The organism is Amycolatopsis sp. PSD-21 (assembly GCF_055561455.1).
Map to the genome: position 1 here is coordinate 4,550,029 of NZ_CM145712.1, position 26,296 is coordinate 4,576,324.

Genomic DNA, 26,296 nt, shown 5'->3' on the forward strand with positions numbered 1-26,296 from the left:
TGGGGACTTCCCGCCCCATCAGTGTGTATAACGCCCTACACGGCGACGCGTCCGGCCTCCAGCCGGAGGTGATCACCTGCCCAATCGCGCCGCAGCCACCGATCGTGCGACGCGATGACGACGGCACCTGGTGCGGAATCGAGCGCGGTCAACAACTCCTCGGCCAACGTGAGCGAGATGTGGTTCGTCGGCTCGTCCAGCAGGAGCACCTCCGGCGGGTCGGCGATCAGCAACGCCAGCGCGAGCCGCCGCCGCTGCCCGACCGACAACGCGCCCACACGGGTCCCGAGATCGCGCGGAGCCAGCAAACCCAGGCCTCGCAACGGGGGAGCGTCCTCGCCGAGGGCTTCGGCATAGGTCCGCTGCGCCGTCTTCTCCGGCTCGGCGAACGCGACGTCCTGAGCCAGCATGCCGATCCGCACGCCGCGTCCGGAAAGGACGGTGCCGGAGTCGGGCATCAGCGAGCCGGCGAGGACGGACAGCAACGTCGACTTCCCGGCGCCGTTCCCGCCGGTGATCAGGAGCCTCGACGTCGTGGTGACGTCCAAGGTCGCCAGCCGCAACCGCCCGGCGATCTCGATGTCCCGCACGGAGATCGCCGTCTTGCCCTCTACTGGCTCGCCGGTCAGCTCGCCCTGGAACCGCAGCGGCGCGGGCGGTTTCCGCACCTGGTCGCGTTCCAGTTCGGCCAGCCGCAGCTGGGCGTTGCGGACCCGGCGTGAGATCTGTTTCTGCACCCTCCCGGTCTTGAAGTCGTAGAGCATCTTGGCGTTGTCGCGCTGCGGCCGGTTATGCGCGACGTTGCGCGCGGTGACGGCCACCGATTCGCGCAGTTCCTTGAGCTCGTCCTGTTCCTCGGCGTAGCGCTGTTCCCAGCGCGCCCGTTCGGCCCGTTTCTGGTCCAGGTAGTCGGAATACGTGCCGCCGTACCGGGTCGGGCCGCCCAGCGCCGGGTCGAGGTCGACGATGTCGGTGCACACCGCGTCGAGGAACACGCGGTCGTGTGACGACAGCACGAGAACCCCGGTCAGCGACGCGAGATGCTGCTCCAGGAACTCCATCGCGGCGTCGTCGAGATGGTTCGTCGGCTCATCCAGGATGAGCGTGCCCGGCCGCCGGATCAGCAGGGCCGCGAGGCCGAGCCTCGACCGTTGCCCGCCGGACAGCGTGCCCAGTTCGCGCGCCGGGTCGATCCCGGCGAGCCCGAGGCCCGCGCACACGACCTCGGCCCGCCGGTCGGCGTCCCACAGGTCGTGCGCCTGGGCCCATTCCAGGACGGTGCCGTACTCGTCGAGCACGGCTTCGTCGTCGGGGCGATCCGTGAGCGCCGCGGTCAGTTCGTCGAGCCTCGCCGCCGCCTGCCGGATCTCGGCGAGCGCGTCGTCGATGACATCGGAGAACCGCGCGGTGAGCGCGAAAGGCAGCTCCTGTAAGAGGAACCCGACGTCGTCGCCGCGCAGCACCTCGCCGCCGTGCGGCTCTTCCACACCGGCCAGCAGGCGCAGGAGCGTGGACTTGCCGACGCCGTTCTCGCCGACCAGGCCGAGCCGCTGTCCGGCCGAAGCGGTCAGGTCGACGCCGTCGAGGACGACGCGGGCACCGTAGGAGTGGACGAGGTCCTTGGCGATCAGGGAAAGAGACATACGACATCACCGTGCTTCTCGGACATGAGGGAACCCCGCCGGGCCTCATGGCTTACGGGAGCGGTGCTCGACCGAAGCCGCCTCGGAGCGGGGAAGGCGTGATGTCAGTTGTCCATGATGGGAGCAATCTAACGCAACCTATGTAGCGTTAGTCAACCCTCTTTTCGGATCGCAGCCGAGCGGCCTCCTGTTCGGCGAACGCGCGCCCGTCGGTCATGACGCCGAGCAGCGCGGCCAGCTGACGGCGGTCGAGCCTGCCGAGGCGGTCGCCGAAGAAGCGGGCCATGGGGGAGTAGAGGTCGGCGACCTCCGCCAGCCGGTCGGGGAGCGGGCGGATCGCGAGACGCCGCCGGTCGGCGGGATCGGGGACGCGCTCGACCAGACGCTGGCCCTCCATGCGGTCGAGCATCCGGGTCACCGCGCCGGTCGTCATGCCGAGCGCTCGCGCCAGCCCGGTCGGCGAAGTCGCGGCGCCGCTGATGACCAGCTGGAGCCCGTGCAGTTCGGTGGCGCTGATCCCGAGCCGCTCCGCCATGGCCGTCTGGAACAGGACGGTCGCACTGACGAACCGGGGGATCTCCAGGGCGGCCGCGGTGGCGAGTTCTCGCTGGTCGGGCATGTGCTTCCTTGGTCAGTGATTGAATTGTGCAGTTACTGCGCTATGCAGTAGCCGCATCGGCAAGGGTATCGGGCTTACTTGACAGCCCGTCGGCCACCTGTGAATCTAAAAGAGAACTTTCGAAAGAGTCCTTTCAGATTGGATCGGGCGATGACCGGGTTGCCGCCGCGCAAGCGGATCGAAGACGTCGAGCTGATGCGGGCGCTGGCGCATCCGCTGCGTTCGGCGCTGGTGGATCACCTCATGGCGGTCGGTCCGCGGACCGCGAGCGAGTGCGCCGACGCCGTCGGCTCGACGGCGTCGAACTGCAGCTGGCATCTCCGTCAGCTGGCGCGGCACGGTCTCGTGGAGCGGGTCGAAGGGGAGGACGGGCGGGAGCGCCCGTGGCGGGCGTGCCAGGTCGGCATCGAGTTCGGCGACGACCCGGAGCTGCACGGAGCGCAGCTGGCGGTCGTCGGCACCACCCTCGCGCGGGAAAAGGAGCTGACCGAGCGCTATCTCGACGCCGCCGACCGGCTCGACAAGGAATGGCGGGACGCGTCGGGGATCAGCAACTACTCCCTGTGGGTCACCGCGACGGAGCTGGACGAGCTGGTCCGGGAGATCGACGCGCTCGTGCGGCCCTACGTCGGTGCGATCCGTGAAGACGCTCCCGCGGAGGCACTGCCGGTCCACTTGGGACTGCGGGCGTTCCTCCGCATCGACGCCGAGGGGAAGCCGAGCAGATGAAACCGCTGAGGGAACCCGCCTTCGCGCGGTTGTGGATCGCCGCCTTCTTCTCCGAGACCGCCGAGTGGATGCTGCAGATCGCGCTGCCGGTGTTCGTCTTCCAGGCGACCGGTTCGGCGGCCACGACGGCGTTGAGCATCGTCCTCGGCCTGGTGCCCGCGGTGTTGCTGAGCCCGGTCGCCGGTGTGGTCGCGGACCGCTGGAACCGGCGGCTGGTGCTTTGCGTGGTGTGCGCGGGGCAGGCGTTCGTGGCGCTGCCGCTGCTGTTCGTCGCGTCCGGCGGCCCGGTCTTCGTGATCTACGGGGTGATGGCCGCGCAGGCGGGCCTGGCCTCGTTGTTCGAACCCGCGCGCAACGCGCTCGTGCCGGAGCTGGTCGCTCCCGGCGACCTGATCGGCGCCAACGGCCTCATGAGCATCAACGGCAGCGTCGCCCGTCTCGCCGGCGGCTGGGCGGGCGGCCTCCTGCTCGGTTTCGGCGGTCTGGGCTGGGTCGTCGTGGCGTATCTCGGCGTGCTGGTGATCGGCTCGGCTCTGCTGGCGCGCCCGTTTCGCCGTGTCGCCGCGCCGAAAGCGGCCGGACCGCACGAACCGGTGGTGCGAGCCTGGATCGACGGGCTTCGCGAGATCGGCCGCGAAGGGCGTCTTCGCCTCGCCGGTGTCGTCGTGGTGCTGACGTCCCTGGCACAGGGGATGTTCCTGGTGCTGTTCGTGGTGTTCGTGCTCGACATCCTCGACGGCACCGAAGGCGACGTCGGCCTGCTGCGCGGTGTGCAGGCCCTCGGCGGACTGGCCGCGGGATTCGCCGTCGCCACCGTCGCCCGCAAGGTCGCGCCCGTGGCCCTGCTCGGCTGGGGCGGACTGGCGCTCGGCCTGCTGTCGGCCGTGATCTGGAACCTGCCCGCGCTCACCGTGTCGCTGGGTGTCTTCATCGGGCTCTTCGGCCTGGTCGGTGCGCCCGGCGTACTCGCAGGCTCCGGTCTGCTCTCGCTGGTCCAGACCGCCGCGTCCCCTGAGCGCTCCGGCCGCGTCCTGAGCACCGTCTTCGCCGGGACGGCGGGGTTCACGGCGCTGGGCGCGTTGCTCACGGGCGTTCTGCTCGACGTGGTGGGCACCGGCGTCCTGCTGAACGTCCAGGCGGGCCTGCACACCGTCTCGGCGTTGGTCGTGCTGGGGGTGTCGCTGTCAGGCAGGCGGCGCCGTGACGCGATTCCGGCGGTTCCCCGGTCCGGGTGAAGCTACGGTGGTGGGGTGCCGCATCTCTTCGCCACCAGCGACCTCCACGTCACCCATGAGGGCAACGCCCCGCTCGTCGACGAGGTCGTCCCCCGGACCCCCGACGACTGGCTGCTCGTGGCCGGTGACGTCGCCGAACGTGCCGAATCCGTGATCGGGGTGCTCAAGACCTTGCGCGAACGCTTCGCGAAGGTCGTCTGGGTGCCCGGAAACCACGAGCTGTGGACCACCCAGAAGGATGAATGTCAGCTGCGGGGGCAGGCTCGCTACGAGCACCTGGTCGAACGCTGCCGCGACATCGACGTCCTCACCCCGGAGGACCCGTACCCGGTGTGGGAACACCAGGACAAGCCGCTGACGATCGCCCCGCTGTTCGTGCTGTACGACTACAGCTGGCGCACCCCCGCGGCCGACGGCCTGCCGATGCTGGCGGCCATCGAGCAGGCGCGGGAGGCAGGCGTGCTGTGCACGGACGAGTTCTTCCTGCACCCGGACCCGTATCCCAGCAGGCAGGCGTGGTGCGCCGACCGGGTGAAGATCAGCACGGAACGGCTGGAGGCCATCCCCGAGGACCACGGGACGATCCTCATGTCGCACTGGCCGCTGCACCGGCACCCGACCGAGCCGCTGTACTACCCGGAGTTCGCGCTGTGGTGCGGGACGACGGAGACCGAGGACTGGCACCGGCGCTTCCGGGCGGAGGTCGCCGTCTACGGGCACCTGCACATCCCGCGCTCCACGGAGGCGGACGGTGTGCGCTTCGAGGAGGTTTCGCTCGGCTATCCGCGTGAGTGGCGGAAGCGGTCGCGGGGGCCGATCCCGCTGCGGCGCATCTTCTGACGCCTCGTGAGTGGCTAGGACGGTTAGAACCGTCCTAGCCACTCACGAGACGTGCGGTGGCGCCGCACTCGCGTGCTTGAAGGCGTAACTCGCGTGATCAGCGGCGTAACTCGCGAGTGTCGCTTCCAGACACGCGAGTTACGCGCCTGATCACGCGAGTTACGCCTTGACGCACGCCGCATACCTGGTGTTCCCAGTCCGTGAAGGCCTCCTTGAGAGATCCAGAGTCCCTCAAGGAGGCCTTCACGGACTTCGGGCTGGCTCAGCCCCGCCCGGGACCGTCCTGGCCGGGACGCCGACGCCGCAGGTACCGCTCGAACTCGGCCGCGATCTTGTCCCCGCTGACGTCGTCCAGCGTGAACTCGGTCTCCGCGTCGCCGCGCTCCTCGAGCCCCCGGACGTACTCGCTGATCTCCTCGTCCTCCTCGGCCATCTCGGTGACCGTCCGCTGCCACTCCTCGGCCTGCTCGGGCAGCGCGCCGAGCGGGATCTCGACGTCGAGGACGTCTTCGAGCTTGTGCAGCAGTGCCAGCGTCGCCTTGGGCGACGGCGGATGCGAGACGTAGTGCGGGACGGCGGCCCAGATCGACACCGCCGGGACCCCCGCCTGCACGCAGTAGTCCTGCAGGACCCCGACGATGCCGGTCGGCCCCTGGTAGTTGTTCAGCTCCAGGCCGAACTGCGAAGCGGTGTCCTTGTCGTACGCCGTCCCGGTGACCGGGACGGGTCGGGTGTGCGCGGTGTCGGCCAGGAGCGCGCCGAGGGTGACGACCGTGGCGACTTCCAGCTGCTGGATGTGCTCCAGCAGTTCGGCGCAGAAGGCCCGCCAGCGCATATTGGGCTCGGGCCCCTGGACCAGCACGATGTCCCGGCTGAAGCCCTCCGGGCGGCACACCGAGAGCCGGGTGGTCGGCCAGTCGACCCTTCGGGTGACGCCGTCCACCATGCGCACGGTCGGTCTGCTGACCTGGAAGTCGTAGTACTCGTCAGGACTCAGCTCGCTCAGCGGGGTCGCATCCCAGTTGAGCTGGAGATGCTCGACCGCCCGGCTGGCCGCGTCACCTGCGTCGTTCCATCCTTCGAAGGCGACGATCATGATCGGCTTGCTGTCATCCGGGTGGTCGCGGCCGGGCCGCTGGGTCTCGTCGACGGGCTCACTCACCGGACCAGCCTACGACCAGGCGGCCATGCGGCGTTGGGCATGTCCGGTGGCGTTTCGCCGGGGCGAACCGCGCGGAGCCGAAGTAACGCGACATTTCGGGCAGCGACCTCGCCGCCGACGTGAATCCGTCTCGGCTACCGTGGATCCGGAGAAGGCCCAATCGAACGTGAGGGGGAACCGTGACCGAACCGTCCACACTGGACGGACTCGCCGCCGTGCTGTGGGATATGGACGGCACGCTGGTCGACTCGGAGAAGCTGTGGGACGTCGCGCTCTACGAGGCCGTCGAAAGCCTCGGCGGCACCCTGACCGAGGAGCAGCGCCTGAGTCTCGTCGGGTCCAATATGGACGACACGGCCGCGTTCCTCCTCGAAGTGTGCGCCAAGCCCGTGACGCCCGAGTCGATCGCGGAGATGGGGGTCTGGATCCGCCGCCGCACGGCCAACCTGTTCGACGGCCCGCTCCCGCGGCGCCCCGGCGCTCAGGAGCTGCTCGAACTGTTGCGCGCCAACGGTGTCCCGATGGCGCTGGTCACCTCCACCGAACGCTCGTTGACCGAACTCGCGCTCAACACGATCGGCCGCGAGTACTTCGCCGCCACGGTCTGCGGTGACGAGGTCGATGGTCTGAACAAGCCGAACGCCAGGCCGTACCAGCTGGCCGCGGAGTTGCTGGGAGTCCCGGCTTCCCGGTGCGTCGCGATCGAGGATTCACCGCCGGGCGCGGCTTCCGCGGCCGCCGCGGGCTGCACCGTGGTGGTCGTCCCGAACGACGTCGACGTCGAACCGGGTGAACGGCGCGTGTTCCGCTCGTCGCTGGTCGGTCTCGACGTGCCGGGGCTGGCCGCGCTCCTGCCCTGACCGCCATGTCGCATTTCCGCTAGACCCCGCCCCGTGCGGTCGGTGATGCTTGCCGGGTGCATGAGGATTTCGAACGCTGTGTCCGGGCGGTCCAGTCGAACGACGCCCGGTTCGACGGCTGGTTCTTCACCGCGGTCCTGACGACGCGGATCTACTGCCGGGCGAGCTGCCCGGTCGTCCCGCCCAAACCGGAGAACATGACGTTCTACCCGAGCGCGGCGGCCGCCCAGGAGGCCGGGTTCCGCGCGTGCAAGCGCTGCCGCCCGGACGCGAGCCCGGGTTCGCCGCAGTGGAACGAGCGCGCGGACCTGGTGGCCAGGGCGATGCGGCTGATCGCCGACGGCGTCGTCGACACCGACGGCGTGCGCGGGCTGGCCGCCCGGCTGGGCTACAGCGTCCGGCAGGTGGAGCGCCATGTGCGCGCCGAACTCGGCGCGGGCCCGCTCAGCCTCGCCCGCGCCCAGCGGGCGCAGACGGCGCGGCTGCTGATCGAGACGACCGGGCTGTCGATGATCGACGTCGCCCTCGCCGCGGGGTTCGGCAGCGTCCGGACCTTCAACGACACCGTCCGCGAGGTCTTCGCGCTGTCCCCGACGGAACTGCGGGCTCGGGTCCGGACCGCGCCCGCCACCGCGCCCGGGACGCTGAACCTGCGCCTGCCGTACCGGAAGCCGTTGTTCCCGGACAACCTGTTCGGGCATCTCGTCGCGACAGGCGTTCCCGGTGTCGAGGAATGGCGCGACGGCGCGTATCGCCGCACCCTGCGGCTCCCGCACGGCCCCGCCGTCGTCGCCCTCAAGCCGGAGGACGGCTACATCGGCTGCCGGCTCACCCTGTCGGACCTGCGGGACCTCTCGACCGCGATCAGTCGTTGCCGTCGCCTGCTCGACCTCGACGCCGATCCGGTCGCGGTCGACGAAGCGCTGGCGGCGGACCCGCTGCTCGCGCCCCTCGTGGCCGCCGCGCCGGGCAGACGGGTGCCGAGGACGGTCGACGGCGACGAATTTGCCGTACGCGCGGTCCTGGGCCAGCAGGTGTCCACCGCCGCGGCCCGCACCCACGCCGCCAGGCTGGTCCTCGCGCACGGTGCCGCGATCGACGACCCCGACGGCGGCCTGACGCACGTCTTCCCGGACGCCGCCGCGCTCGCGGACATCGACCCGGAAAGCCTCGCGATGCCGCAGAGCCGCAAGCGGACCCTGCTCGGCCTCGTGGCCGAACTGAACGAAGGCGACCTCGACCTCGGCGCGGGAAGCGACTGGCAGCGAGCCCGCGAGCGACTGCACGCGCTGCCCGGCTTCGGCCCGTGGACCGTGGAGAGCATCGCGATGCGCTCGCTCGGTGACCCGGACGCCTTCCTGCCGACCGACCTCGGCGTCAAGGTCGCCGCGAAGGGCCTCGGGCTCGGCCCGGCCGCGTTCGCCGCGCACGCCGAACGCTGGCGCCCGTGGCGCGCCTACGCCGTACAACACCTCTGGGCGACCGGAGATCACCCCATCAACCGGCTGCCCGCCGCCTGAGTTCCGAGGAGCGCCATGCGCACGCACACCGTCATCGACAGCCCGTACGACAAGCTGACCCTGGTCGCGGACGGCGAAAGCCTCTGCGGGGTGTACATGGTCCAGCAGCGCCATCGCCCGGCGGAGGAGACGTTCGGACATCCGGATCCGGGCTTGCCGATCTTCGTGGACACCGAGAAACAGCTGAAGGAGTATTTCGCCGGTCAGCGCCAGGACTTCGATCTCCCGCTGAGCTTCGGCGGGACCGCGTTCCAGCGGATGGTCTGGGAAGGGCTGCTCGGGATCCCGTATGGCGAGACGGTCTCCTACGGGCAGCTCGCCGACCGGCTCGGCAGGCCCACCGCGTCGCGCGCGGTCGGCCTCGCGAACGGGAAGAACCCGATCAGCATCATCGTCCCGTGCCACCGGGTGATCGGTTCCACCGGCGATCTCACCGGTTACGGTGGCGGCGTCGAACGGAAGCGGCAGCTGCTCGACTTCGAGCGAGGCGGCGCGGCGCTGTTCTGAAGTGTGACGCGACCGGCACCACACCGGCCCGGGGCAGCGCGGCGCGGGCGCGGATGGAAGGATCTCCAGACTGTGAAGACCTTCGATGAGCTGTTCGCCGAGCTTGCCGACCGCGCCCGCACGCGGCCCGACGGTTCCGGCACCGTCGCCGCGCTCGACGCGGGAGTGCACGCGCAGGGCAAGAAGGTGCTCGAAGAGGCGGGCGAGGTGTGGATCGCCGCCGAGCACGAATCCGACGACAGGCTCGCCGAGGAGATCTCACAGCTGCTGTACCGCGTACAGGTGCTCATGCTCGGCCGAGGACTGTCGACAGAGGACGTGTACCGGTACCTGTGACGCGTTCGCGTCCGGAGAACCAAGGAGAAGCAATGCTGCGTGTCGCCGTGCCGAACAAGGGAGCCCTCGCCGCCGCCGCGTCGGAGATGCTCGGAGAGGCCGGCTACCGCAGGCGACATGAGGCCCGCGACCTGACCGTGCTGGACACCGTCAACGAGGTCGAGTTCTTCTTCTTGCGTCCCAAGGACATCGCGATCTACGTCGGCTCCGGCGAGCTGGATCTCGGCATCACCGGCCGCGACCTCGCGCTCGACTCCGGCGCCCCGGTCGAGGAGATCCTCGGGCTGGGCTTCGGCGGTTCCACCTTCCGGTACGCCGCGCCCGCGGGCCGGGAGTGGAAGGCCGAAGACCTGCAGGGCAAGCGGCTCGCGACGTCGTACCCGCGCCTCGTGCGCGAGAACCTGAAGCAGCACGGGGTGGAGGCGGAGGTCATCCGCCTCGACGGCGCCGTCGAGATCTCGATCCAGCTCGGCGTCGCCGACGCCATCGCGGACGTCGTCGAGTCCGGGCGTTCGCTGCGCCAGCACAACCTCGTGGCCTTCGGGGATCCGATCTGCGTGTCGGAGGCGGTGTTGCTGCAGCGGGCGGGCACCGAGCACACCCGGCCGAAGGACCAGTTGAAGGCACGGCTGCAGGGAGTCGTCTTCGCCCAGCACTACATGATGCTGGACTACGACTGCCCGCGTTCGCTGCTCGACGCGGCCATCGCGATCACGCCGGGGCTCGAGTCGCCGACCGTCGCGCCGCTGGCCCACGACGACTGGGTGGCCGTGCGGGCGATGGTGCCGCGCAAGGAGGTCAACCGGATCATGGACGAACTCGCCGAGACCGGCGCCAAGGCCGTCCTGGCTTCGGACATCCGGGCCTGCCGCCTCTGACACCGGTGCGCGCGTGAAGGCCCCCTTCCCTCGGCTCAGCCGAGGGAAGGGGGCCTTCACGCGCGGAAGCTACCGGGGCCGGTTGGGTTTCTTGGGCATGAGGTCGTAGAGCTTCTTGCGCGTCCCGTTGTCCTTCGCGCTGCGGGTCACCGACACCTCGGTGATGAAGTCCTCGAAGACGAACTCCTCGTCCGCGGGCACGATCGCCGCGGCCGGATAGTTCTGCAGATAGCCGTCCAATGTCTCCGCGATCTCCCGGAACGACAGCGCCTGCAAGGTTTCCGGCGCGTAGGTCGTCACCGGCACGCCGTGCGCGGCGGCCTCGTTCATCACGACGCCGAGCGGGACGTGCGACAGCATCGGGATCCCGAACGCGTACAACTCCTGCAAAGCCGCGGCCGCGTAGTGCGAGATCGGGCGGCGGTACAGACCGGGCACGAGACCGTAGTAGGCGATCGGCGGACGGCCGACGGTCTGTTCGACGTAACGCACCTGGTCCGAAAGCAGGCGCAGGGCCCGGATACTCGTCCGGTCCGGCTGCACCGGCACGAGGATCCCGTGCGAAGCGGCGAGCGCGTTGTTGGTCAGGACGTCGAGCGCGGGCGGGCAGTCGATGATGATGTGGTCGTAGTTCGCGAACTGGATGACCCTGGCCAGCTGCCAGCCCGGTACCCGGAATTGGTCCAGCCTGCGGATCAGGTCGAACATGCCCGGCGAGGTCGGGATGACGTCGAACGCGCCGCCCCGGCCGAGGTTGCTGCGCGGATGCCGCACGGCGAGTTCCTCGATCGGCCCCTTCCACACCTTGGTCAGGGCTTTCGCCAGGCTGGGCATGTCGTGCGCCACCTCGTCCAGCCCGAGGAGTTCGGTGGTCGCGTGGCCCTGTGGGTCGAGGTCGATCAGCAGCACCCGGCGGCCACGTTCGGCCAGTGCGGCCGCCGCGCCCACGCTGAGTGAGGTCTTGCCGACCCCGCCTTTCTGGTTGACCACCGAGGTGATCTGCATGCCGAAGCGCTCCCTGTGTCTGTTGTTCCGGGAAGGCTATTGGAAACCCGCCGAGAAAGCGCGTCTATCAGCCCGCCTGTCGCGGTCGCACCAAGAGGGCCTGCGCTCCGGAGGCGATGGGGCCCGAGGCGTCGTGCAGCGTGGTGGTCGCCGTCCCGATGCCGTTCGGGCCGACCAGGGTGGCCGCGTCGACGCCGATCCAGTCGCCCAGCGGCGGGCGGCGGAGATGCACCGTCAGCTCCGAGTTGATGAACCACCACTCCCGCGGGTCCAGGAAGTTCGAGATCCCGTTGCCGGAGTCCGCGAGGACGAACAGCCGTTGCAGCGGGCTCGGCTTCTCCCCGTCGACGAGGGCGACGCGCTGACGGCCCCAGACGGTGGCCGGCCCCGCCGCGTCCAGCGCGCCCTTGACGCGCCGCCACTCGACGGCGTCGAGGTACCCGCCGTGCCAGCCCTCCGGCCAGGAGGACGCCGGCAGCCCCTCCGGCGAAGGCAGCGCCGGACCTTCCGCGGTGGCCACCGCCGTGGTGTCCGAGGTCGCGATGCGCCAGGCCGACGCACGGGCGACGACCCGCTCACCGTGGGCGAGCTCGGCCACCAGCCACTCGACCGACCGGCCCGGCCGCTCCACCCACGCCCGCACCGAAAGCTCCTTCAGCGGCGCGGGCCCGAGGATCTCGACCGTCACCCGCGCCAGCTGACTCGCGTGCGGCGCCTCGACCTCTTCGAGCGCGCGGACCAGCAACGCCGACGGCGGCCCGAAGTGCTGCGCATCGGGGGTCCAAGGGCCGGCGGTGTGCGGGGTCGGGAGGAAGACGCCGTCACCCGACGGCACGTAGAAGGCTTCTGTCACAAGGGCACTCTAGGCCGTGCCCGGTGAGTCTTGTTCGTGGTCTCCGCGCCCACGCGGCACCGCCCGCACCGCCAGGAACCACCTGGATCACGAAGCCCATCGAACGGACCCACCGGGCACGGCCTAGTCCGCACGGTCCAATACGGACTCTTCCCCGGGATCGGGCTCCGGCCAGCCGGGATACGGCGGGGGAGTGCCGCCGTACTGCGGGCAGAGCGCCTGGTGATCGCACCACGCGCAGAGTTTGCTCGGATTGGGGCGGAAATCGCCGGTCTTGCCCGCCTTGAGGATCGCCTGCCAGATCGCCTCCAGCGTGCGCTCGAAGCGGATCAGCTCGCCCTCGTCCGGCGTGTAGGCGAGGGATTGCCCGTCGGTGAGGTACATCAGTTTCAGCTGACGCGGCACGACGCCGCGAAGCCGCCACAGGACCACGGCGTAGAACTTCATCTGGAACATCGCCTTGGCCTCGCCGATCTCGCGGGGCGCTGCGCCGGTCTTGTAGTCGACGACGCGGATCTCGCCGGTCGGCGCGACGTCCAGCCTGTCGACGTAGCCCCGGAGCAGCACTCCGGAGCCGAGTTCGATCTCGACGTGCAGCTCGCACGCCTCCGGCTCCAGACGGCGCGGATCCTCCAGGCCGAAGTAGGTGTCGACGAGCTGCTCGGCCGACGAGAGCCACGAGGTGACGGCTTCGGGGTCGTCCTGGTCGAACAGCTCGATCCATTCCGGACGTTCCGCGGACAGGTCCTCCCACGCCGGCGCGAGCAGCTCCTTGGCCTGCGGCGGCGTGCGATCGGCCTGGGGAAGGGAGAACAGGCGCTCCAGCACCGAATGCACCAGCGTGCCGCGCAGCTGGGCCTTGGTCGGGATCTCGGGCAGTCTGTCGACCGCGCGGAAGCGGTAGAGCAGCGGGCACTGCTTGAAGTCGCTGGCACGCGACGGGGACAGGGCCGGCCGACGGCGCGGGACTTCGGCGCCGGGCGGCGGATCGGCGGTGACCGTGTCGGTGTCGGGCATGGGATGAGCGTATCGCCGGGTACCGACAGTTCCGGGACCGCGACGCACCGGAGTGGCATGACCGACACCACCCGGACGGGACGGGCGGGTTACGGGCAGCCCACATCCGGGCATCTACGCTCTGACACATGGCGGTGACGGGTGAGCAGGGCCCGCCTCGACGAGGCGTGGCACCGGAGGGTGGGCTCCTGCTGTTCCGGGTCTCCGGGATCCCCGTGCTGCTGGCCCCTTCGTGGTGGATCGGCTCCCTGATCATCGTGGTGCTGTACACGCCACTGGTCGGCCGGATCCTGCCCGGCGCGACGACGCTGACCTCCTGGCTCCTGGCGGCCGCGTTCGCGGTCCTTCTCGGACTCTCGGTGCTCGCGCACGAGCTCGGGCACTGCCTGGTCGCGCTGCGGCTCGGCATCCCGGTCCGGCGCCTGCGGCTGTTCCTGCTCGGTGGCCTCTCCGAGGTCGCCAGGACACCCCGCGAGCCGAGGCAGGAAGGGCTCGTCGCCGCCGCGGGACCGATCGTTTCGCTGCTGCTCGGCGGTTTCTGCGGTCTGCTGATGTTCGCCGTCCCCTCGGAAAGCGCGGCGTGGCTGCTGATCGCCGAATGCGCCGTCGCGAACTTCGCCGTCGGGATCTTCAACCTCCTTCCCGGGCTTCCGCTCGACGGCGGCCGCCTGGTCCGCGCCGGGGTCTGGGCGGCGACCGGGCGCCGCGAGAAGGGCACGCGGGCGGCGGTCGTCGGTGGCGGGATCGTCGCCGCCGGACTGGTCGTCTGGGCGCTGTGGGGCTTGGCGGCGGGCAGTGAGGACCGCTGGCTCCGGCTCGGTGTCTGCGTCGTGACGGCGTGGTTCGTGGTCCTCGGCGCCCGAAGCGAACTCGCCGCCGAAACCCGCCGGGGATGGCCGGAAGGCGTGCGGCTGAGCGAACTCGTCCGTCCCGTCCTCCAGTTGCCGGCGGAAAGCCCCGTCTCGGACGCGCTGGCCGCTTCGGCGGGTCGCGGGGTGGTCCTGGTGCGAGCCGACGGCGTCGCGGCGGGCCTGCTCGACGAGACGGCCGCCGCGCAGCTCGCCGGGACGTCGCCGCACGCGCCCGCGGAGATGGCCGCCGAGCCGATCCGCGCCGACACCGTGCTGCTTTCGTCGGAGTCGGGGGAGGAGATCGCCGAGCGGGTCCGGGAAACGGCCGCGTGGCAGTTCCTCGTGGTGGACGACGAGGGCAGGCCCGCGGGGGTGCTCAGGCGCGAAGACCTGCGCGCCGCGATGACCCGGAGCCGACCCCCGGCGTAGCGCGGTACGGCCACCTGCGAGGATCGGTCGTCGATCTGTGTTCGCGCGTATGGAGGTTCAGTGTCGGTCCGAGGGCCGTTTCGTGTTGGTGACCGGGTTCAGCTGACCGACTCCAAGGGGCGGCACTACACCATGGTCCTCGCCGAGGGACAGCAGTATCACACCCATCGGGGTGCGCTGGCGCACGACGACGTGATCGGCGCGCAGGAGGGTTCGGTCGTCACTTCGGCGGGCGGCAGCCACTATCTGGCGCTTCGCCCGCTGCTGCCGGACTACGTGCTGTCGATGCCGCGTGGCGCGCAGGTGATCTACCCGAAGGACGCCGCGCAGATCGTGATGTGGGGCGACATCTTCCCGGGCGCGCGGGTGCTCGAAGCGGGCGCCGGCTCCGGTGCGCTGACTTGTTCGCTGCTGCGGGCGGTCGGTTCGGAAGGGACCGTGCAGTCCTACGAGATCCGCGACGACCACGCCGAACACGCCGAGCGGAACGTCGAGAAGTTCTTCGGGCACAAGCCGGACAACTGGTCGCTGACGGTCGCGGACTTGTCGACGCACACCGGCGAGGTGGACCGCGTCGTCCTCGACATGCTGGCGCCCTGGGACCAGTTGGAGACGGTCGCCGCGCATCTGGTGCCGGGCGGCGTGCTCACGGTCTATGTGGCGACGGTCACACAGCTTTCGCGGATCACCGAAGCCCTGCGGGACCAGCAGTGCTGGACCGAGCCGGAATCGTGGGAGACCCTCATGCGGCCTTGGCACGTCGTGAGCCTGGCGGTGCGGCCGGACCACCGGATGGTCGCGCACACCGCGTTCCTGCTGACGGCGCGCCGTCTCGCGGACGGCACCGTCTCGCCGCGGGTGCACCGCCGCTCCGGCAAGGGCTGATCGGTAAAGCCGGTCTTCAGTGGCGTTTCGGGTGGGGTCTTGGGTTCCTGCCGGCTTCCGGATTCTGGAGGTGGCGTCGCGAAAGCCACTTTCGGGACACCAGACGTCTCGAAAGTGGCTTTCGCGACATGATCGCCGGAGCGGTGCGGGACTGCCACGCCCGACGTTGCGAAAGTGGCTTTCGCAACGTCCGGGCCAGGCCCAGCCCTCGGCAGAACCCAGGAGAACCCCGGAACGTCAGGGCACGCACCACTTTCCGTCCTGCTTCCTGAGCGGGAACGGTGTGTCCTTCTGACCGCCGACGCCTTCGACGTGGACGGTCACGGTGGCGGAATCGCCGCTGACCACGGGCGGATCGGGGACGGTCGCGGCCACCTTGCCCGCCGCCGCCCATTTCCGGCCGAGCTCGGCCAGATCGGCCGACGACTGCTGGGTGCAGGTGAGTTTCCCGAACGCCGTCGCGTCGTGGTTGACGATGGCCGCCGCGATCGCCTTGCCGACCACCTCGACCGCCGCCACGTCCGGATCCACCGGAACCGGACGGGACGAAGCCGGTGGTGGCGAGGGCGCGCCGGTGCTCGACGCGGCCGGGTCGGAGCCGGAGGGGGCCACCAGCAGCAGCCCCACCACGACCCCGGCCACGACCGCGCCACAAACCACCGCCACGGCGGTCAGCTTGTGGCTCACCGTCACGGACAGGTCACTTCTTGTCGGCCTTGATGTCCTTGAGGCACCACAGGTTCGATTCCTTGGCCGCCGTGATGGTGCCCTCCGCCATCTTGGTGCCCTGGGTGGCGCGGTAACGGCCGGTCGCCCGGTCGCCGCTTTCCTTGGCGGGCTCGGTGATCTCGAGCTTGATGGGGTCGAGCGGCTTGCCCTCGTCCTTAGTGTTCTCGCTGCGGCAGATCAGGTCGAGGAACGTCTTCTTGTCGCCCGCGCTGTAGGAGGTCGCGGCACTTTCGAAGACTTCCTGCGGGGTGGCCTTGCCGCCGGGCGCCGGACCTGAGCTCTTGGTCGACGAAGTGCTCGGCGAGCTGGACCTGGTCCGGGTCGAGCTCGGCTTCTGCGACGACGAGGACGGGGCCTCCGACGGGGCTGCGCTGCTGCTGGGCGGCGCGGCGGTCTGGCTGTCGTCGCCCGAGTTCAGCGCGATGACCAGCGCGGTGACACCGCCACCGACCAGCAGGACCGCACCGATCGCGATGCCGACGATCAGGCCGGTCTTCTTTTTCTTGGGTGGCTCTCCGCCGCCGTAACCGCCTTCCTGCGGGTAAGCGTTGAAGCCGCCCTGCTGCCCGTACGGATCCGGCTGGCCGAACTGCTGCGTGCCGCCGGGGTATCCCTGCTGGGGCTGAGGACCGCTCTGCGGGTAGCCGCCTTGTTGCTGGCCGTACGGGTCCTGTCCGTACTGGCCGCCACCGGGGTATCCCTGTTGCGGCTGGGGGCCGCTCTGCGGGTACCCGCCCTGCTGGCCGTACGGATCTTGTCCGTAGCCGCCGGGCTGCTGCGGCGGGTAAGTCATGGCTGGTGCCCCCTAGCTGTTCTGCGAAAATGCTCAACATGACCTGCGGGTCCGCCTCCCCGGCGAACGTCGCCCGATGCTAGCCATCGAGCCAGATCGCCGCTCGATTAGGGCCGAACTGATACCGGAATCCCGTTTGCACCCGGACGGAGCCGGGTATTCCGCCGCAGGTCAGGGCAGGTGGACGGATTGTGACCATGAGTGCGCCGGACCCGGCACCGGGATGGCCTCTTGCGCGGCGGGAACGTACGTGCTGGCGGGCCCTCCGGAACGCGACGCGCCGATCTTGTGATGCGGAAAGGCCTTTTATTGTCGGTGATCGCCGGTACCGTGGAATGAAAAGCACTCCGAGGAGGTGCCCGATGCATCATGACCTTCCCGGAGGTCGGCGCGAGGAGGCCGACCCTTCAGAAACGACCGGAGCTGGAACCACGTCCGACGAGCAGGCACGTCAAATCCGCTTCCTCGAGGAGGAAGTCGCACTGCTGCGCCGGAAGCTCACCGATTCGCCACGTCAGAACCGAGTGCTGGAGCAGCGACTCGCCGAGGCGTCGGAACGCGTGAGCCAACTCACGGAACGCAACACGAAACTGGTCGAGACGCTCCGCGAGGCGCGTGGCCAGTTGCTCGCGTTGCGAGAGGAGGTCGACAGGCTGGCCCAGCCTCCGAGCGGTTACGGCGTGTTCGTGACCGCGTACGAGGACAACACGGTGGACGTGTTCACCGCGGGCCGCAAGATGCGGGTCTCGGTCTCACCCGCGGTCGAGGTCTCGTCGCTTCAGCGCGGACAGGCGTTGCGGCTCAACGAGGCGCTCACCGTCGTCGAAGGCGGTGACTTCGAGCGGATCGGCGAGGTCTGCGCGCTGCGCGAGGTGCTGGCCCCGGACGTCGAGGGCGGCAGCCCCCGTGCGCTCGTGGTCGGGCACGCGGACGAGGAGCGGGTCGTCCTGCTCTCCGATCCGCTGGCCGAACAGCCCCTCAAGCCGGGCGATTCCCTGCTGGTTGACTCGAAAGCCGGTTACGCCTACGAGCGCGTGCCGAAGGCGGAGGTCGAGGATCTCGTGCTGGAGGAGGTGCCCGACGTCCGCTACGAGGACATCGGTGGCCTCACCCGGCAGATCGAGCAGATCCGCGACGCCGTCGAGCTTCCGTTCCTGCACGCTGATCTCTACCAGGAGTACCAGCTGCGCCCGCCGAAGGGCGTGCTGCTCTACGGGCCTCCTGGCTGCGGTAAGACCCTCATCGCCAAGGCGGTGGCCAACTCGCTCGCCAAGAAGGTCGCGGAAGCCCGCGGCGACGCGGCGGACGGGAAGTCCTACTTCCTGAACATCAAGGGTCCGGAACTGCTGAACAAGTTCGTCGGGGAGACCGAGCGGCACATCCGCCTGATCTTCCAGCGAGCCAGGGAAAAGGCCTCCGAAGGCACCCCGGTGATCGTGTTCTTCGACGAGATGGACTCGATCTTCCGCACCCGCGGTTCGGGCGTGTCCTCCGACGTGGAGACCACGATCGTCCCGCAGCTGCTTTCGGAGATCGACGGTGTGGAAGGGCTGGAGAACGTCATCGTCATCGGCGCCTCCAACCGCGAGGACATGATCGACCCGGCGATCCTGCGGCCGGGCCGGCTCGACGTCAAGATCAAGATCGAGCGTCCGGACGCCGAAGGCGCGAAGGACATCTTCTCCAAGTACCTGTCCGACGGCCTGCCGATCCACGCGGACGACCTCGCCGAGTTCGGCGGGGACGTGCGCGCGACCTTCGACGCGATGATCCAGCACACGGTCGAGCGGATGTACGAGGAGACGGACGAGAACCGGTTCCTCGAGGTCACCTACGCCAACGGTGACAAGGAGGTCCTGTACTTCCGTGACTTCAACTCGGGCGCGATGATCCAGAACATCGTGGACCGGGCGAAGAAGTCGGCCATCAAGTCGGTGCTGGAGACCAAGCAGCCCGGCCTGCGCGTGCAGCATCTGCTGGACGCGATCGTCGACGAGTTCGCGGAGAACGAGGACCTGCCCAACACCACCAACCCGGACGACTGGGCCCGGATCTCCGGCAAGAAGGGCGAGCGGATCGTCTACATCCGCACGCTCGTCACCGGCAAGAACCAGGATTCGGGGCGGGCGATAGACACCGCCACGAACACCGGTCAGTACCTGTAGCGCGTACCGAAAGGGCCCTTCACCGCATGTGTCGCGGTGAAGGGCCCTTTCGTGTCACACGGGTACGGGTTCCTCGACCTTCTTGCGAGGGCTCAGCCGCCCGTGCGCGGCCAAGATTCCCAGGACGACGAGTAACGCGCCGACGGGCTGGTTCCACGCCAGGGGTTCGTCGAGCACGAGAACGCCGAGCAGCACACCCACGACAGGTGTGAGGTAGGTCACGGCCGACGCGTTGGACGCGCCCCACGCCGCGATGATCGAGGCGTTCCACGCGTAGGCGAGCCCGGTGCCCAGCGCGCCGAGCGCGATCATGCTGAGGACGATCGGCGTGTCGAGGCGCACCGGCGTCGTCGCGATGAACGGCGCGAGCACCAGCATCACGACGGCACCGCAGCAGACCTGCCCGAGCGCGATGGTCGGCGCGTCCAGGTTCCGCCAGGAAATGAACCGTCGCACATAGACGAACGAGATGCCGTAGCAGGTCGTCGCGCCCAGGCACGCCAGCTGCGCGGTCAGTTCGTGGGAGACGTCGATCCCTTGCCAGACCCCGACGATGGTGAGCACGCCGAGGAAGCCGAGGACCAGACCGGTCGTCCTGGCCTTGGTGAAGCGTTCGGACGGCAGGGCCGCGGCGGCGATGAGCATGGTGATCAGCGGCGTCGTCGCGTTGAAGATGCTGGCGAGCCCGGAGGAGATGTACTGCTCGGCCCAGGAGAACAGCAGGAACGGGATCACGCACAGCAGTACGGAAACGACGGCGAGATGACCCCAGAGCGCCGGATCGCGGGGGAGCGGCTTACGGCGCCACGCGGCGATGGCGATCAGTGCCAGCGCGCCGAGGCAGACGCGGGAGAGCGCCACCTGGGCCGGCGAGAGGCCGGTGAGGCCGACCTTGATGAACAGAAAACTCGCACCCCAGACGACCGCGAGCGCCGCGAACCGGATCGCGATACCAAAACGTCCCAATTGTCCTTCTCCTGAATCTTCAAGTCAGGGCCCAGTGAAACCTGGAATCCTTTGGTGTTCCAGCGGTTTTCGGACGATGTGTCCGACGACTCGCGCGTGGCGGTCACCCGAGTCACCTGTATAACGACCTATACTTCCGCGCTGTGAGCGAATCTTCCGGGCGCCCGCGCGCGCCGATCACCGAAGCCGATGTCCTGGCGTGGCTGGAAACGACGGCCGCCGCCGTACGCGCGGGGGAGGTGAGCGCCCCCGAGCTCATCGAGATCCTGGGGGAGTTGCGCCGCGCTTCCGCGGCCTGCGCCGACGCGTCGGACTGGGCACTGCTCGCCGCCAGGGAGGAGGGCGCCAGCCTCCGTCAGATCGCGCCCGTCTTCGGCAAGGGTTACGTTCGGGCTCCGGCGGCGCGCCTCGAGAAGCTCCATCGGCAGGCGCAGAACTCGAGTCAGTGGCTCGCGATCCTCCGCCACAAGAACGAAGGAGCCCGGTGACAGACTCGGAAACCACCGTCGGCGACCGGATCGCCGTCGGGCTCGCGGCGCTCGGCAGGCCCGCGTACATCAACCTCGGCCGGGTCGGCGCGCTGCCGCCCGGACGCGGCTTCGAGGCGATGCGTGCGGCGACCTACGACGTGCTGGACGACGCGTACCGCGCGGGCGTCCGCTGGATGGACGTCGCCCGTTCGTATGGTTCTTCGGAGGAGTTCCTCGCCGGCTGGCTCGCCGACCGCGGCCACGCGGACGTCACCGTGTCGAGCAAATGGGGCTACCGCTACGTGGGGGAGTGGAAGCTCGACGCGGAGGTGCACGAGGTCAAGGAGCACACCGCGGCCAGGTTCGCCGAACAGTGGACCGAATCCGTTGGCCTGCTGGGGAAGGCGATCTCGCTCTACCAGGTCCATTCGCTCACTGTGGACAGTCCACTGTTCACCGACGACCGGCTGATCGGCGCGCTCGCGGAACTCGCCGCGGACGGCGTACCGGTGGGGTTCTCGACGTCCGGGCCTTCGCAGGCCGACGCGGTCCGCCGGGCCTTCGAACTGGAGGTGTCCGGGACGCCGGTCTTCAGCGCCGTGCAATCGACGTGGAACCTGCTCGAACCCTCCGCCGGCCCGGCGCTCGCGGAAGCGCACGCCGCCGGAAAACGAGTACTGGTCAAGGAAACCGTCGCGAACGGACGCCTGGTGGTCGAGCCGCCGGTGCCGCTCGCGCGGATCGCGCGGGAGCACGGAGCGGGTCCGGACGCGGTGGCCGTCGCGGCGGTGCTGGCACAGGACTGGCGCCCGATCGCGGTGATCGGCCCGTCGAGCACCGCCCAGCTCGCGGAGAATCTCGTTGCCGCGAAGGTGGAACTCGCCGAGGAGGAACTGGCGGAGCTGGCCGCGCTCGCGGAGGAACCGGTCGCCTACTGGCGGCACCGATCCTGCCTCGGCTGGCATTGAGGGGCTGGACTAGTCTCGCGGCAAACGTCAGGCGGAAGCCGGGAGGGCTCGAGGGTGCGTCATCGGCAGGTGCTCGCGGTGGCGACGGTCGCGCTGTTCGGGTTGTCGGGCTGCGCGGACCGTCCGAACGATCTCGACACCTACTACGACGATCCGACGCCGACCCCCGCGGCCGAGCCGTCACAGCCTTCGGTCAAGCCGCAGGCCAACCCGGTGCCGCCGTCGTCGACCCGGGCTCCCGTCCCCGCGGCCGTAACCGCCGCGCTGCTGACCGACGAGGACGTCGCCGAGGAGGAGGTCGTCCCCGGTGAGGGCAAGGTGTCCGGCTGTCTGACCGGGCTCACCCGGGGCACGAGCCGTTCGGCCACGTGGTCGTACGCCAGCGGCTCGACGCTGGAACATCAGGTCACCGAGTACACCGACCGTGACGCTTCGGACGTCGTCCTCCGGGCGGACTGCGACGGCAGGAAACTCACTCTCGCGAAGCAAACCGGTGTCGAGGTCCAGCGCGCCTGGTGCGACGGCACGACGTGCACGGTGTTGCTCGCCAAGGGGAAGCTCGTCTCCGCCCTCAGCGTGACGGCCGGAACCGAGGCCAGGGCAACGGAAGCGGCGAAGCGGCTGCTGCCGATCGTCGCGCAGCGCCTCCGTTCGGCCTAGCGGGCGTTCTCCCGCCGGAACCACTCCAGCGCACCGAGACGGCCGTCCGGCACGAACGCGCTCGACGGATCGTCGAGCCACGAACGCAACTCGTCGAGCGTCAGCCAACGCCCTTCGACGACTTCGGAAGGCTGATGGACGAACGGGCCGTCCCAGCGTGCTTCGAACGCGAAGTTGTGGCAGCGGATCGTGCCTTCGTCGTAGACATGGGTGAAAAGCGGCCGTAGTTCCACTCCGTGAACACCGAGTTCTTCGGCCAGTTCCCGGCGCGCGCATTCCTCGGGGGTCTCGCCGGCCGCCACGACGCCGCCCGCCCAGCAGTCCCATGTGGAGGGATAGACGTCTTTCGTGGGAGTACGCAGGTGCACGTAAACGGAGTTTCCGTCACCCGAACGGACCAACACCACGCCGGCCGCGTGCCAAAGCCCTTCGGCGCGGACCCGGGATCGCGTGGCCGCGCCAACGGCGGTTCCGCCGAGGTCATAGAGCGCAACGAGTTCGTCACTGCCTGACATGGGGGGCATCGTCGCACGGCCCCGACCCCGTAGGGTGGTGGGTATGCGGCGGATCATGGGAACCGAAGTCGAGTACGGCATCGCGGTGCCGGGCGACGCGACGGCGAACCCGGTACTCACCTCGACCCAGGTCGTGCTCGCCTACGCGGCCGCGGCGGACGTCCCGCGGGCCAGGCGGGCGCGATGGGACTACGAGGTGGAATCGCCCCTGCGCGACGCGCGCGGGTTCGACCTGACCGGGCCGAGCGGCCCCGGGCACGACCCGGACGTCGAGGACCTCGGCGCGGCGAACGTCATCCTGACCAACGGGGCGCGGCTGTACGTAGACCACGCGCACCCCGAGTACTCGGCGCCCGAGGTGACGAACGCGCGCGACGCGGTCATCTGGGACAAGGCGGGCGAACGGGTCATGGAGGAGGCGGCGCGCAAGGCCGCCACCGTGCCCGGACAGCCGCCGTTGCAGCTGTACAAGAACAACGTCGACGGCAAGGGCGCGAGCTACGGCACCCACGAGAACTACCTGATGCAGCGGTCGACCCCGTTCACCGCGGTGATCGCCGGGCTGACGCCGTTCTTCGTGTCCCGCCAGGTGATCACGGGTTCGGGCCGCGTGGGTGTCGGGCAGCAGAGCGAGGAAGCGGGTTTCCAGCTCTCGCAGCGTTCGGACTACATCGAGGTCGAGGTCGGCTTGGAGACCACGCTCAAACGCGGGATCATCAACACCCGCGACGAGCCGCACGCCGACGCGGACAAGTACCGCCGTCTGCACGTCATCATCGGCGACGCGAACCTGGCCGAGTACTCGACGTACCTCAAGGTCGGCACGACGGCGCTGGTGCTGGACCTGATCGAGGCCGGCGTCCGGTTCGACGACCTTAAACTCGACGAGCCGGTGCGGGCCGTGCACCAGATCAGCCACGACCCGACGCTGAAGGCGAAGGTGTCGCTGGCCAACGGGCGCAAGTACACCGGGCTGGACCTCCAGTTCGCCTACCACGAGATCGCGTCGGCGAACCTGGAGCGCACCGGCGCGGACGAGGCCTCCAAGGAGGTCCTGCGGGTCTGGGGCGAGATCCTGGACGCGCTGGCGCGGGACCCCCAGGAATGCGCGGACAGGCTGGACTGGCCGGCGAAGCTGCGGTTGCTCGAGGGCTACCGCGCGCGGGACCAGCTGGCCTGGGGCGCGCCGCGGTTGCGGCTGGTCGACCTGCAGTACTCGGATGTCCGGCTGGACAAGGGCCTGTACAACAGGCTCGTCACCAGGGGTTCGATGAAGCGACTGGTGACCGAGGAGGAGGTGCTGGAGGCGGTCACGACCCCGCCTTCGGACACCAGGGCCTATTTCCGGGGCCGCACGCTGGAGAAGTACGCCAACTCCATCGCCGCGGCGTCGTGGGATTCGGTCATCTTCGACGTCGGCCGGGAATCGCTGGTGCGGATCCCGACGTTGGAGCCGTTGCGGGGCACGAAGGCCCACGTGGGGAAGTTGCTGGACGACTCCGCGACCGCCGAGGAGCTGGTGGAGGCGCTCACCGGTTCGGACTAGCGGGATTTCCTTTCATCGGGGTTAAGCGATCACGGATCCCGCGGATTGTCGGGACCGCTGGGTAGGCTAGGAAACATCGGCCACACCGGGAGGCGAGATGGCTCAGGAAAAGATCGAAAAGCACGGCGGCGGCGACTCGGACGAAGAGTTCGAGGACGGCGGTCCGGCGGGTCAGGAACGGCGCGAGAAGCTCGGCGAAGACGTCGACACGATCCTCGACGAGATCGACGACGTGCTCGAGGAGAACGCCGAGGACTTCGTCCGCGCCTACGTGCAAAAGGGCGGCGAGTAACTCGTCTTCCGGCGGCCCCGGGCCGGGGTCGCCCTGTGCGGAGCCGGCGGATCACACAGATTGGAACTTTGAGCACGTATGGAACACACCTCGGGTAAGTCGGCGCTGCCCGCCGCGTACTTCTCGTCGGCGACCTCGTCGTTCTCGGACTTCCTCCGGGCGCAGGCGCCCGAGCTGCTCCCGGAGCGGCGGGTCTCGGCCGGGGCGGGCGGGCTGGACGCCCCGCACGGGACGACGATCGTCGCGGTCAAGTTCGCGGGCGGGGTGCTGATCGCCGGTGACCGGCGGGCCACGTCGGGCAACCTGATCGCTTCGCGCGACATGGAGAAGGTCCACGTCACCGACGAGTACTCGGCCGTGGGCATCGCGGGCTCGGCCGGGCTCGCGATCGAGATGGTGCGGCTGTACGCGGTCGAACTGGCGCACTACGAGAAGATCGAGGGTGTTTCGCTCTCGCTCGACGGTAAGACGAACAAGCTCGCGGGGCTGGTGAAGTCCAACCTCGAGATGGCGATGGCGGGGCTGGCCGTGCTCCCGCTGTTCGTCGGCTACGACCTCGAGGCCGAGGACGCGAAGCACGCGGGCCGGATCGTCTCGTACGACGCGACCGGCGGCCGCTACGAGGAGCGCGCCGGCTATCACGCCATCGGCTCGGGTTCGCTGTTCGCGAAGGGCTCGCTGAAGAAGCTGTACGACCCGGACGCGGACGCCGAAGCCGCGATCAGGACGGCGGTGGAGGCGCTGTACGACGCGGCGGATGACGACACCGCGACCGGCGGGCCGGATCTGGTGCGCCGGATCTTCCCGACGATCGTGACGGTCACCGCGGAGCAGGGCGCGGTGGCGTTGCCGCTCGAGCAGACGACCGCCGTGGCCGAGGCCGTCGTGGCCGCACGAGCCGAGCGCGGGCGCTAGCCGTCCGTCCCCGTCCCTTCCCGATGAGAGCCCGAAAGAGCGGAGCACCACAGTGACGATGCCGTTGTACGCCTCTCCCGAGCAGCTGATGCGGGAGCGTTCCGAGATCGCGCGCAAGGGCATCGCGCGCGGCCGGAGCGTGGTCGTGCTCAAGTACCGCGGTGGCGTGCTGTTCGTGGCCGAGAACCCCTCGGCGACGTTGCACAAGGTTTCGGAGATCTACGACCGGATCGGTTTCGCGGCCGTGGGCCGCTACAGCGAGTTCGAGAACCTCCGCGTCGCCGGCATCAGGCACGCGGATCTGAAGGGCTACCAGTACGACCGGCGGGACGTCAGCGCGCGTGCGCTGGCGAACGCGTACGCCGCGACCCTGGGCAGTATCTTCACCGAGCAGCTGAAGCCGTTCGAGGTGGAGGTCTGCGTCGCCGAGGTCGGCGCGACCGCCGCCGAAGACCAGCTGTACCGGCTGACCTACGACGGCTCGATCTTCGACGAGCCGAAGTTCGTCGTGATGGGCGGTCAGGCCGACACGCTCACCACGAAGCTCAAGGAGAGCTTCGAGTCGGACATGGAGCTGGAAGCGGCGCTCGGTGTCGCGGTGAAGGCGTTGCGCGCCAACACCCCCACCCCCGCGAACGGCGACTCGGACCCGGTGAAGCTCGAGGTCGCCGTCCTGGAGCGGGACCGGCGCGGCCGCAAGTTCCGCCGGGTCGCCGGTGCCGCGCTGGACGCGCTGCTGCCCGCCGAGGAGGAGCCGAAGAAGGACGACGCCGAAGGCGACAAGCCCGACGGTGAGTCCAAGAAGGACTGAGTCTCTCGAAGTACGTGAAGGCCCCCTTCATTGCGTCTTGCGCAGTGAAGGGGGCCTTCACGTACTTGCGGGCCGCGTTGTACTGAGGGGCAAGGCG

At 69.5% G+C, this 26,296-nt stretch carries 28 protein-coding genes; 18 read left to right on the forward strand and 10 right to left on the reverse strand.

The window, feature by feature from the left end; genetic code table 11:
- Positions 1 to 35: 35 nt before the first annotated feature.
- Together ACZ1DY_RS21415 and ACZ1DY_RS21420 are read right to left on the reverse strand one after the other, a co-directional pair.
- Positions 36 to 1,643, reverse strand: coding sequence for an ABC-F family ATP-binding cassette domain-containing protein (locus ACZ1DY_RS21415; RefSeq protein WP_465485512.1), 1,608 nt, complete (start codon positions 1,641 to 1,643; stop codon positions 36 to 38).
- A gap of 148 nt (positions 1,644 to 1,791) precedes the next feature.
- Positions 1,792 to 2,262 (reverse strand): MarR family winged helix-turn-helix transcriptional regulator, encoded by a 471-nt coding sequence (locus ACZ1DY_RS21420; RefSeq protein WP_465485513.1) that lies wholly within the window; start codon positions 2,260 to 2,262, stop codon positions 1,792 to 1,794.
- Between the two features lie 150 nt (positions 2,263 to 2,412).
- On the opposite strand from ACZ1DY_RS21420, the gene ACZ1DY_RS21425 reads away from it, so the two are divergent.
- Genes ACZ1DY_RS21425 through ACZ1DY_RS21435 form a run of 3 tightly spaced genes read left to right on the forward strand, consistent with a single transcriptional unit; the run spans position 2,413 to position 5,066 of the window.
- Positions 2,413 to 2,991 carry an ArsR/SmtB family transcription factor gene (locus tag ACZ1DY_RS21425; protein WP_465485514.1) on the forward strand — a complete coding sequence of 193 codons (579 nt, stop codon included), beginning with the start codon at positions 2,413 to 2,415 and terminating at the stop codon, positions 2,989 to 2,991.
- Positions 2,988 to 4,226: an MFS transporter gene (locus ACZ1DY_RS21430; RefSeq protein WP_465485515.1), complete on the forward strand. Its 1,239-nt coding sequence runs from the start codon at positions 2,988 to 2,990 to the stop codon at positions 4,224 to 4,226. Before ACZ1DY_RS21425 ends, ACZ1DY_RS21430 begins: the two co-directional genes overlap by 4 nt.
- 15 nt (positions 4,227 to 4,241) lie before the next feature.
- The gene (locus ACZ1DY_RS21435; protein ID WP_465485516.1) at positions 4,242 to 5,066 is read left to right on the forward strand and encodes a metallophosphoesterase family protein; all 825 of its coding nucleotides are present in this window, start codon (positions 4,242 to 4,244) and stop codon (positions 5,064 to 5,066) included.
- A gap of 262 nt (positions 5,067 to 5,328) precedes the next feature.
- Here ACZ1DY_RS21435 and ACZ1DY_RS21440 read toward each other — a convergent pair whose 3' ends face one another.
- Positions 5,329 to 6,228 (reverse strand): PAC2 family protein, encoded by a 900-nt coding sequence (locus ACZ1DY_RS21440; RefSeq protein WP_126732014.1) that lies wholly within the window; start codon positions 6,226 to 6,228, stop codon positions 5,329 to 5,331.
- Positions 6,229 to 6,407: 179 nt separating this feature from the next.
- Here ACZ1DY_RS21440 and ACZ1DY_RS21445 point away from each other — a divergent pair, with 179 nt between their 5' ends.
- The 5 genes from ACZ1DY_RS21445 to hisG all read left to right on the forward strand — a co-directional run bounded on the left by ACZ1DY_RS21445 (position 6,408) and on the right by hisG (position 10,329).
- Positions 6,408 to 7,088, forward strand: a complete 681-nt coding sequence (locus ACZ1DY_RS21445; RefSeq protein ID WP_465485517.1) for an HAD family hydrolase — start codon at positions 6,408 to 6,410, stop codon at positions 7,086 to 7,088.
- Between the two features lie 56 nt (positions 7,089 to 7,144).
- A complete protein-coding gene (locus tag ACZ1DY_RS21450; protein WP_257487026.1) occupies positions 7,145 to 8,608 on the forward strand; it encodes an AlkA N-terminal domain-containing protein in 1,464 nt (487 codons plus the stop codon).
- Positions 8,609 to 8,623: 15 nt separating this feature from the next.
- A complete protein-coding gene (locus ACZ1DY_RS21455) occupies positions 8,624 to 9,115 on the forward strand; it encodes a methylated-DNA--[protein]-cysteine S-methyltransferase (RefSeq protein ID WP_257487025.1) in 492 nt (163 codons plus the stop codon).
- Positions 9,116 to 9,187: 72 nt separating this feature from the next.
- Positions 9,188 to 9,451 carry a phosphoribosyl-ATP diphosphatase gene (locus ACZ1DY_RS21460; RefSeq protein WP_034306611.1) on the forward strand — a complete coding sequence of 88 codons (264 nt, stop codon included), beginning with the start codon at positions 9,188 to 9,190 and terminating at the stop codon, positions 9,449 to 9,451.
- Between the two features lie 32 nt (positions 9,452 to 9,483).
- Entirely contained in the window at positions 9,484 to 10,329 is an 846-nt protein-coding gene (hisG, locus tag ACZ1DY_RS21465; protein ID WP_126732010.1) for an ATP phosphoribosyltransferase, read from the forward strand.
- A gap of 69 nt (positions 10,330 to 10,398) precedes the next feature.
- Here the strand turns inward: hisG and ACZ1DY_RS21470 are convergent, their stop codons facing one another.
- The 3 genes from ACZ1DY_RS21470 to ACZ1DY_RS21480 all read right to left on the reverse strand — a co-directional run bounded on the left by ACZ1DY_RS21470 (position 10,399) and on the right by ACZ1DY_RS21480 (position 13,204).
- On the reverse strand, positions 10,399 to 11,334 hold the full coding sequence (locus tag ACZ1DY_RS21470) for a ParA family protein (protein ID WP_257487024.1): 936 nt from the start codon (positions 11,332 to 11,334) through the stop codon (positions 10,399 to 10,401).
- 67 nt (positions 11,335 to 11,401) lie between these two features.
- Complete coding sequence (locus ACZ1DY_RS21475) at positions 11,402 to 12,187, reverse strand: thioesterase family protein (RefSeq protein WP_257487023.1); 786 nt, start codon at positions 12,185 to 12,187, stop codon at positions 11,402 to 11,404.
- 123 nt (positions 12,188 to 12,310) lie between these two features.
- Positions 12,311 to 13,204, reverse strand: coding sequence for a RecB family exonuclease (locus ACZ1DY_RS21480; RefSeq protein WP_005150226.1), 894 nt, complete (start codon positions 13,202 to 13,204; stop codon positions 12,311 to 12,313).
- Between the two features lie 128 nt (positions 13,205 to 13,332).
- Here ACZ1DY_RS21480 and ACZ1DY_RS21485 point away from each other — a divergent pair, with 128 nt between their 5' ends.
- Both ACZ1DY_RS21485 and ACZ1DY_RS21490 read left to right on the forward strand, forming a co-directional pair.
- Entirely contained in the window at positions 13,333 to 14,484 is a 1,152-nt protein-coding gene (locus tag ACZ1DY_RS21485; RefSeq protein ID WP_192744420.1) for a M50 family metallopeptidase, read from the forward strand.
- 60 nt (positions 14,485 to 14,544) lie between these two features.
- On the forward strand, positions 14,545 to 15,369 hold the full coding sequence (locus tag ACZ1DY_RS21490; protein ID WP_007035384.1) for a tRNA (adenine-N1)-methyltransferase: 825 nt from the start codon (positions 14,545 to 14,547) through the stop codon (positions 15,367 to 15,369).
- A gap of 237 nt (positions 15,370 to 15,606) precedes the next feature.
- On the opposite strand, the gene ACZ1DY_RS21495 is transcribed toward ACZ1DY_RS21490, so the two are convergent.
- Both ACZ1DY_RS21495 and ACZ1DY_RS21500 read right to left on the reverse strand, forming a co-directional pair.
- Complete coding sequence (locus ACZ1DY_RS21495) at positions 15,607 to 16,062, reverse strand: hypothetical protein (protein ID WP_465485518.1); 456 nt, start codon at positions 16,060 to 16,062, stop codon at positions 15,607 to 15,609.
- A gap of 7 nt (positions 16,063 to 16,069) precedes the next feature.
- A complete protein-coding gene (locus tag ACZ1DY_RS21500) occupies positions 16,070 to 16,891 on the reverse strand; it encodes a hypothetical protein (RefSeq protein WP_126732004.1) in 822 nt (273 codons plus the stop codon).
- 362 nt (positions 16,892 to 17,253) lie between these two features.
- Here ACZ1DY_RS21500 and arc point away from each other — a divergent pair, with 362 nt between their 5' ends.
- The gene (arc, locus tag ACZ1DY_RS21505) at positions 17,254 to 19,056 is read left to right on the forward strand and encodes a proteasome ATPase (protein WP_126732003.1); all 1,803 of its coding nucleotides are present in this window, start codon (positions 17,254 to 17,256) and stop codon (positions 19,054 to 19,056) included.
- A 54-nt stretch (positions 19,057 to 19,110) separates the two neighbouring features.
- Here the strand turns inward: arc and ACZ1DY_RS21510 are convergent, their stop codons facing one another.
- A complete protein-coding gene (locus ACZ1DY_RS21510; RefSeq protein WP_126732001.1) occupies positions 19,111 to 20,022 on the reverse strand; it encodes a DMT family transporter in 912 nt (303 codons plus the stop codon).
- 143 nt (positions 20,023 to 20,165) lie between these two features.
- On the opposite strand from ACZ1DY_RS21510, the gene ACZ1DY_RS21515 reads away from it, so the two are divergent.
- Genes ACZ1DY_RS21515 through ACZ1DY_RS21525 form a run of 3 tightly spaced genes read left to right on the forward strand, consistent with a single transcriptional unit; the run spans position 20,166 to position 22,120 of the window.
- Entirely contained in the window at positions 20,166 to 20,510 is a 345-nt protein-coding gene (locus tag ACZ1DY_RS21515; protein WP_125678154.1) for a hypothetical protein, read from the forward strand.
- Positions 20,507 to 21,460, forward strand: a complete 954-nt coding sequence (locus ACZ1DY_RS21520; protein ID WP_465485519.1) for an aldo/keto reductase — start codon at positions 20,507 to 20,509, stop codon at positions 21,458 to 21,460. The genes ACZ1DY_RS21515 and ACZ1DY_RS21520 overlap by 4 nt, the downstream gene beginning before the upstream one ends.
- Positions 21,461 to 21,514: 54 nt before the next feature.
- Complete coding sequence (locus ACZ1DY_RS21525) at positions 21,515 to 22,120, forward strand: hypothetical protein (protein WP_465485520.1); 606 nt, start codon at positions 21,515 to 21,517, stop codon at positions 22,118 to 22,120.
- On the opposite strand, the gene ACZ1DY_RS21530 is transcribed toward ACZ1DY_RS21525, so the two are convergent.
- Positions 22,117 to 22,635 (reverse strand): NUDIX hydrolase, encoded by a 519-nt coding sequence (locus ACZ1DY_RS21530; RefSeq protein ID WP_126731996.1) that lies wholly within the window; start codon positions 22,633 to 22,635, stop codon positions 22,117 to 22,119. The genes ACZ1DY_RS21525 and ACZ1DY_RS21530 overlap by 4 nt on opposite strands.
- A 43-nt stretch (positions 22,636 to 22,678) precedes the next feature.
- Between ACZ1DY_RS21530 and dop the strand changes: the two genes are divergently transcribed.
- The 4 genes from dop (at position 22,679) to prcA (ending at position 26,199) form a co-directional block, all read left to right on the forward strand.
- Positions 22,679 to 24,181 (forward strand): depupylase/deamidase Dop, encoded by a 1,503-nt coding sequence (gene dop, locus ACZ1DY_RS21535; RefSeq protein WP_126731994.1) that lies wholly within the window; start codon positions 22,679 to 22,681, stop codon positions 24,179 to 24,181.
- A 97-nt stretch (positions 24,182 to 24,278) separates the two neighbouring features.
- On the forward strand, positions 24,279 to 24,473 hold the full coding sequence (locus tag ACZ1DY_RS21540) for a ubiquitin-like protein Pup (protein WP_037319666.1): 195 nt from the start codon (positions 24,279 to 24,281) through the stop codon (positions 24,471 to 24,473).
- A gap of 78 nt (positions 24,474 to 24,551) precedes the next feature.
- Positions 24,552 to 25,388: a proteasome subunit beta gene (gene prcB, locus ACZ1DY_RS21545; RefSeq protein WP_465485521.1), complete on the forward strand. Its 837-nt coding sequence runs from the start codon at positions 24,552 to 24,554 to the stop codon at positions 25,386 to 25,388.
- 52 nt (positions 25,389 to 25,440) lie between these two features.
- Positions 25,441 to 26,199, forward strand: a complete 759-nt coding sequence (gene prcA / locus ACZ1DY_RS21550; protein ID WP_465485522.1) for a proteasome subunit alpha — start codon at positions 25,441 to 25,443, stop codon at positions 26,197 to 26,199.
- The last annotated feature ends 97 nt before the right edge of the window (positions 26,200 to 26,296 follow it).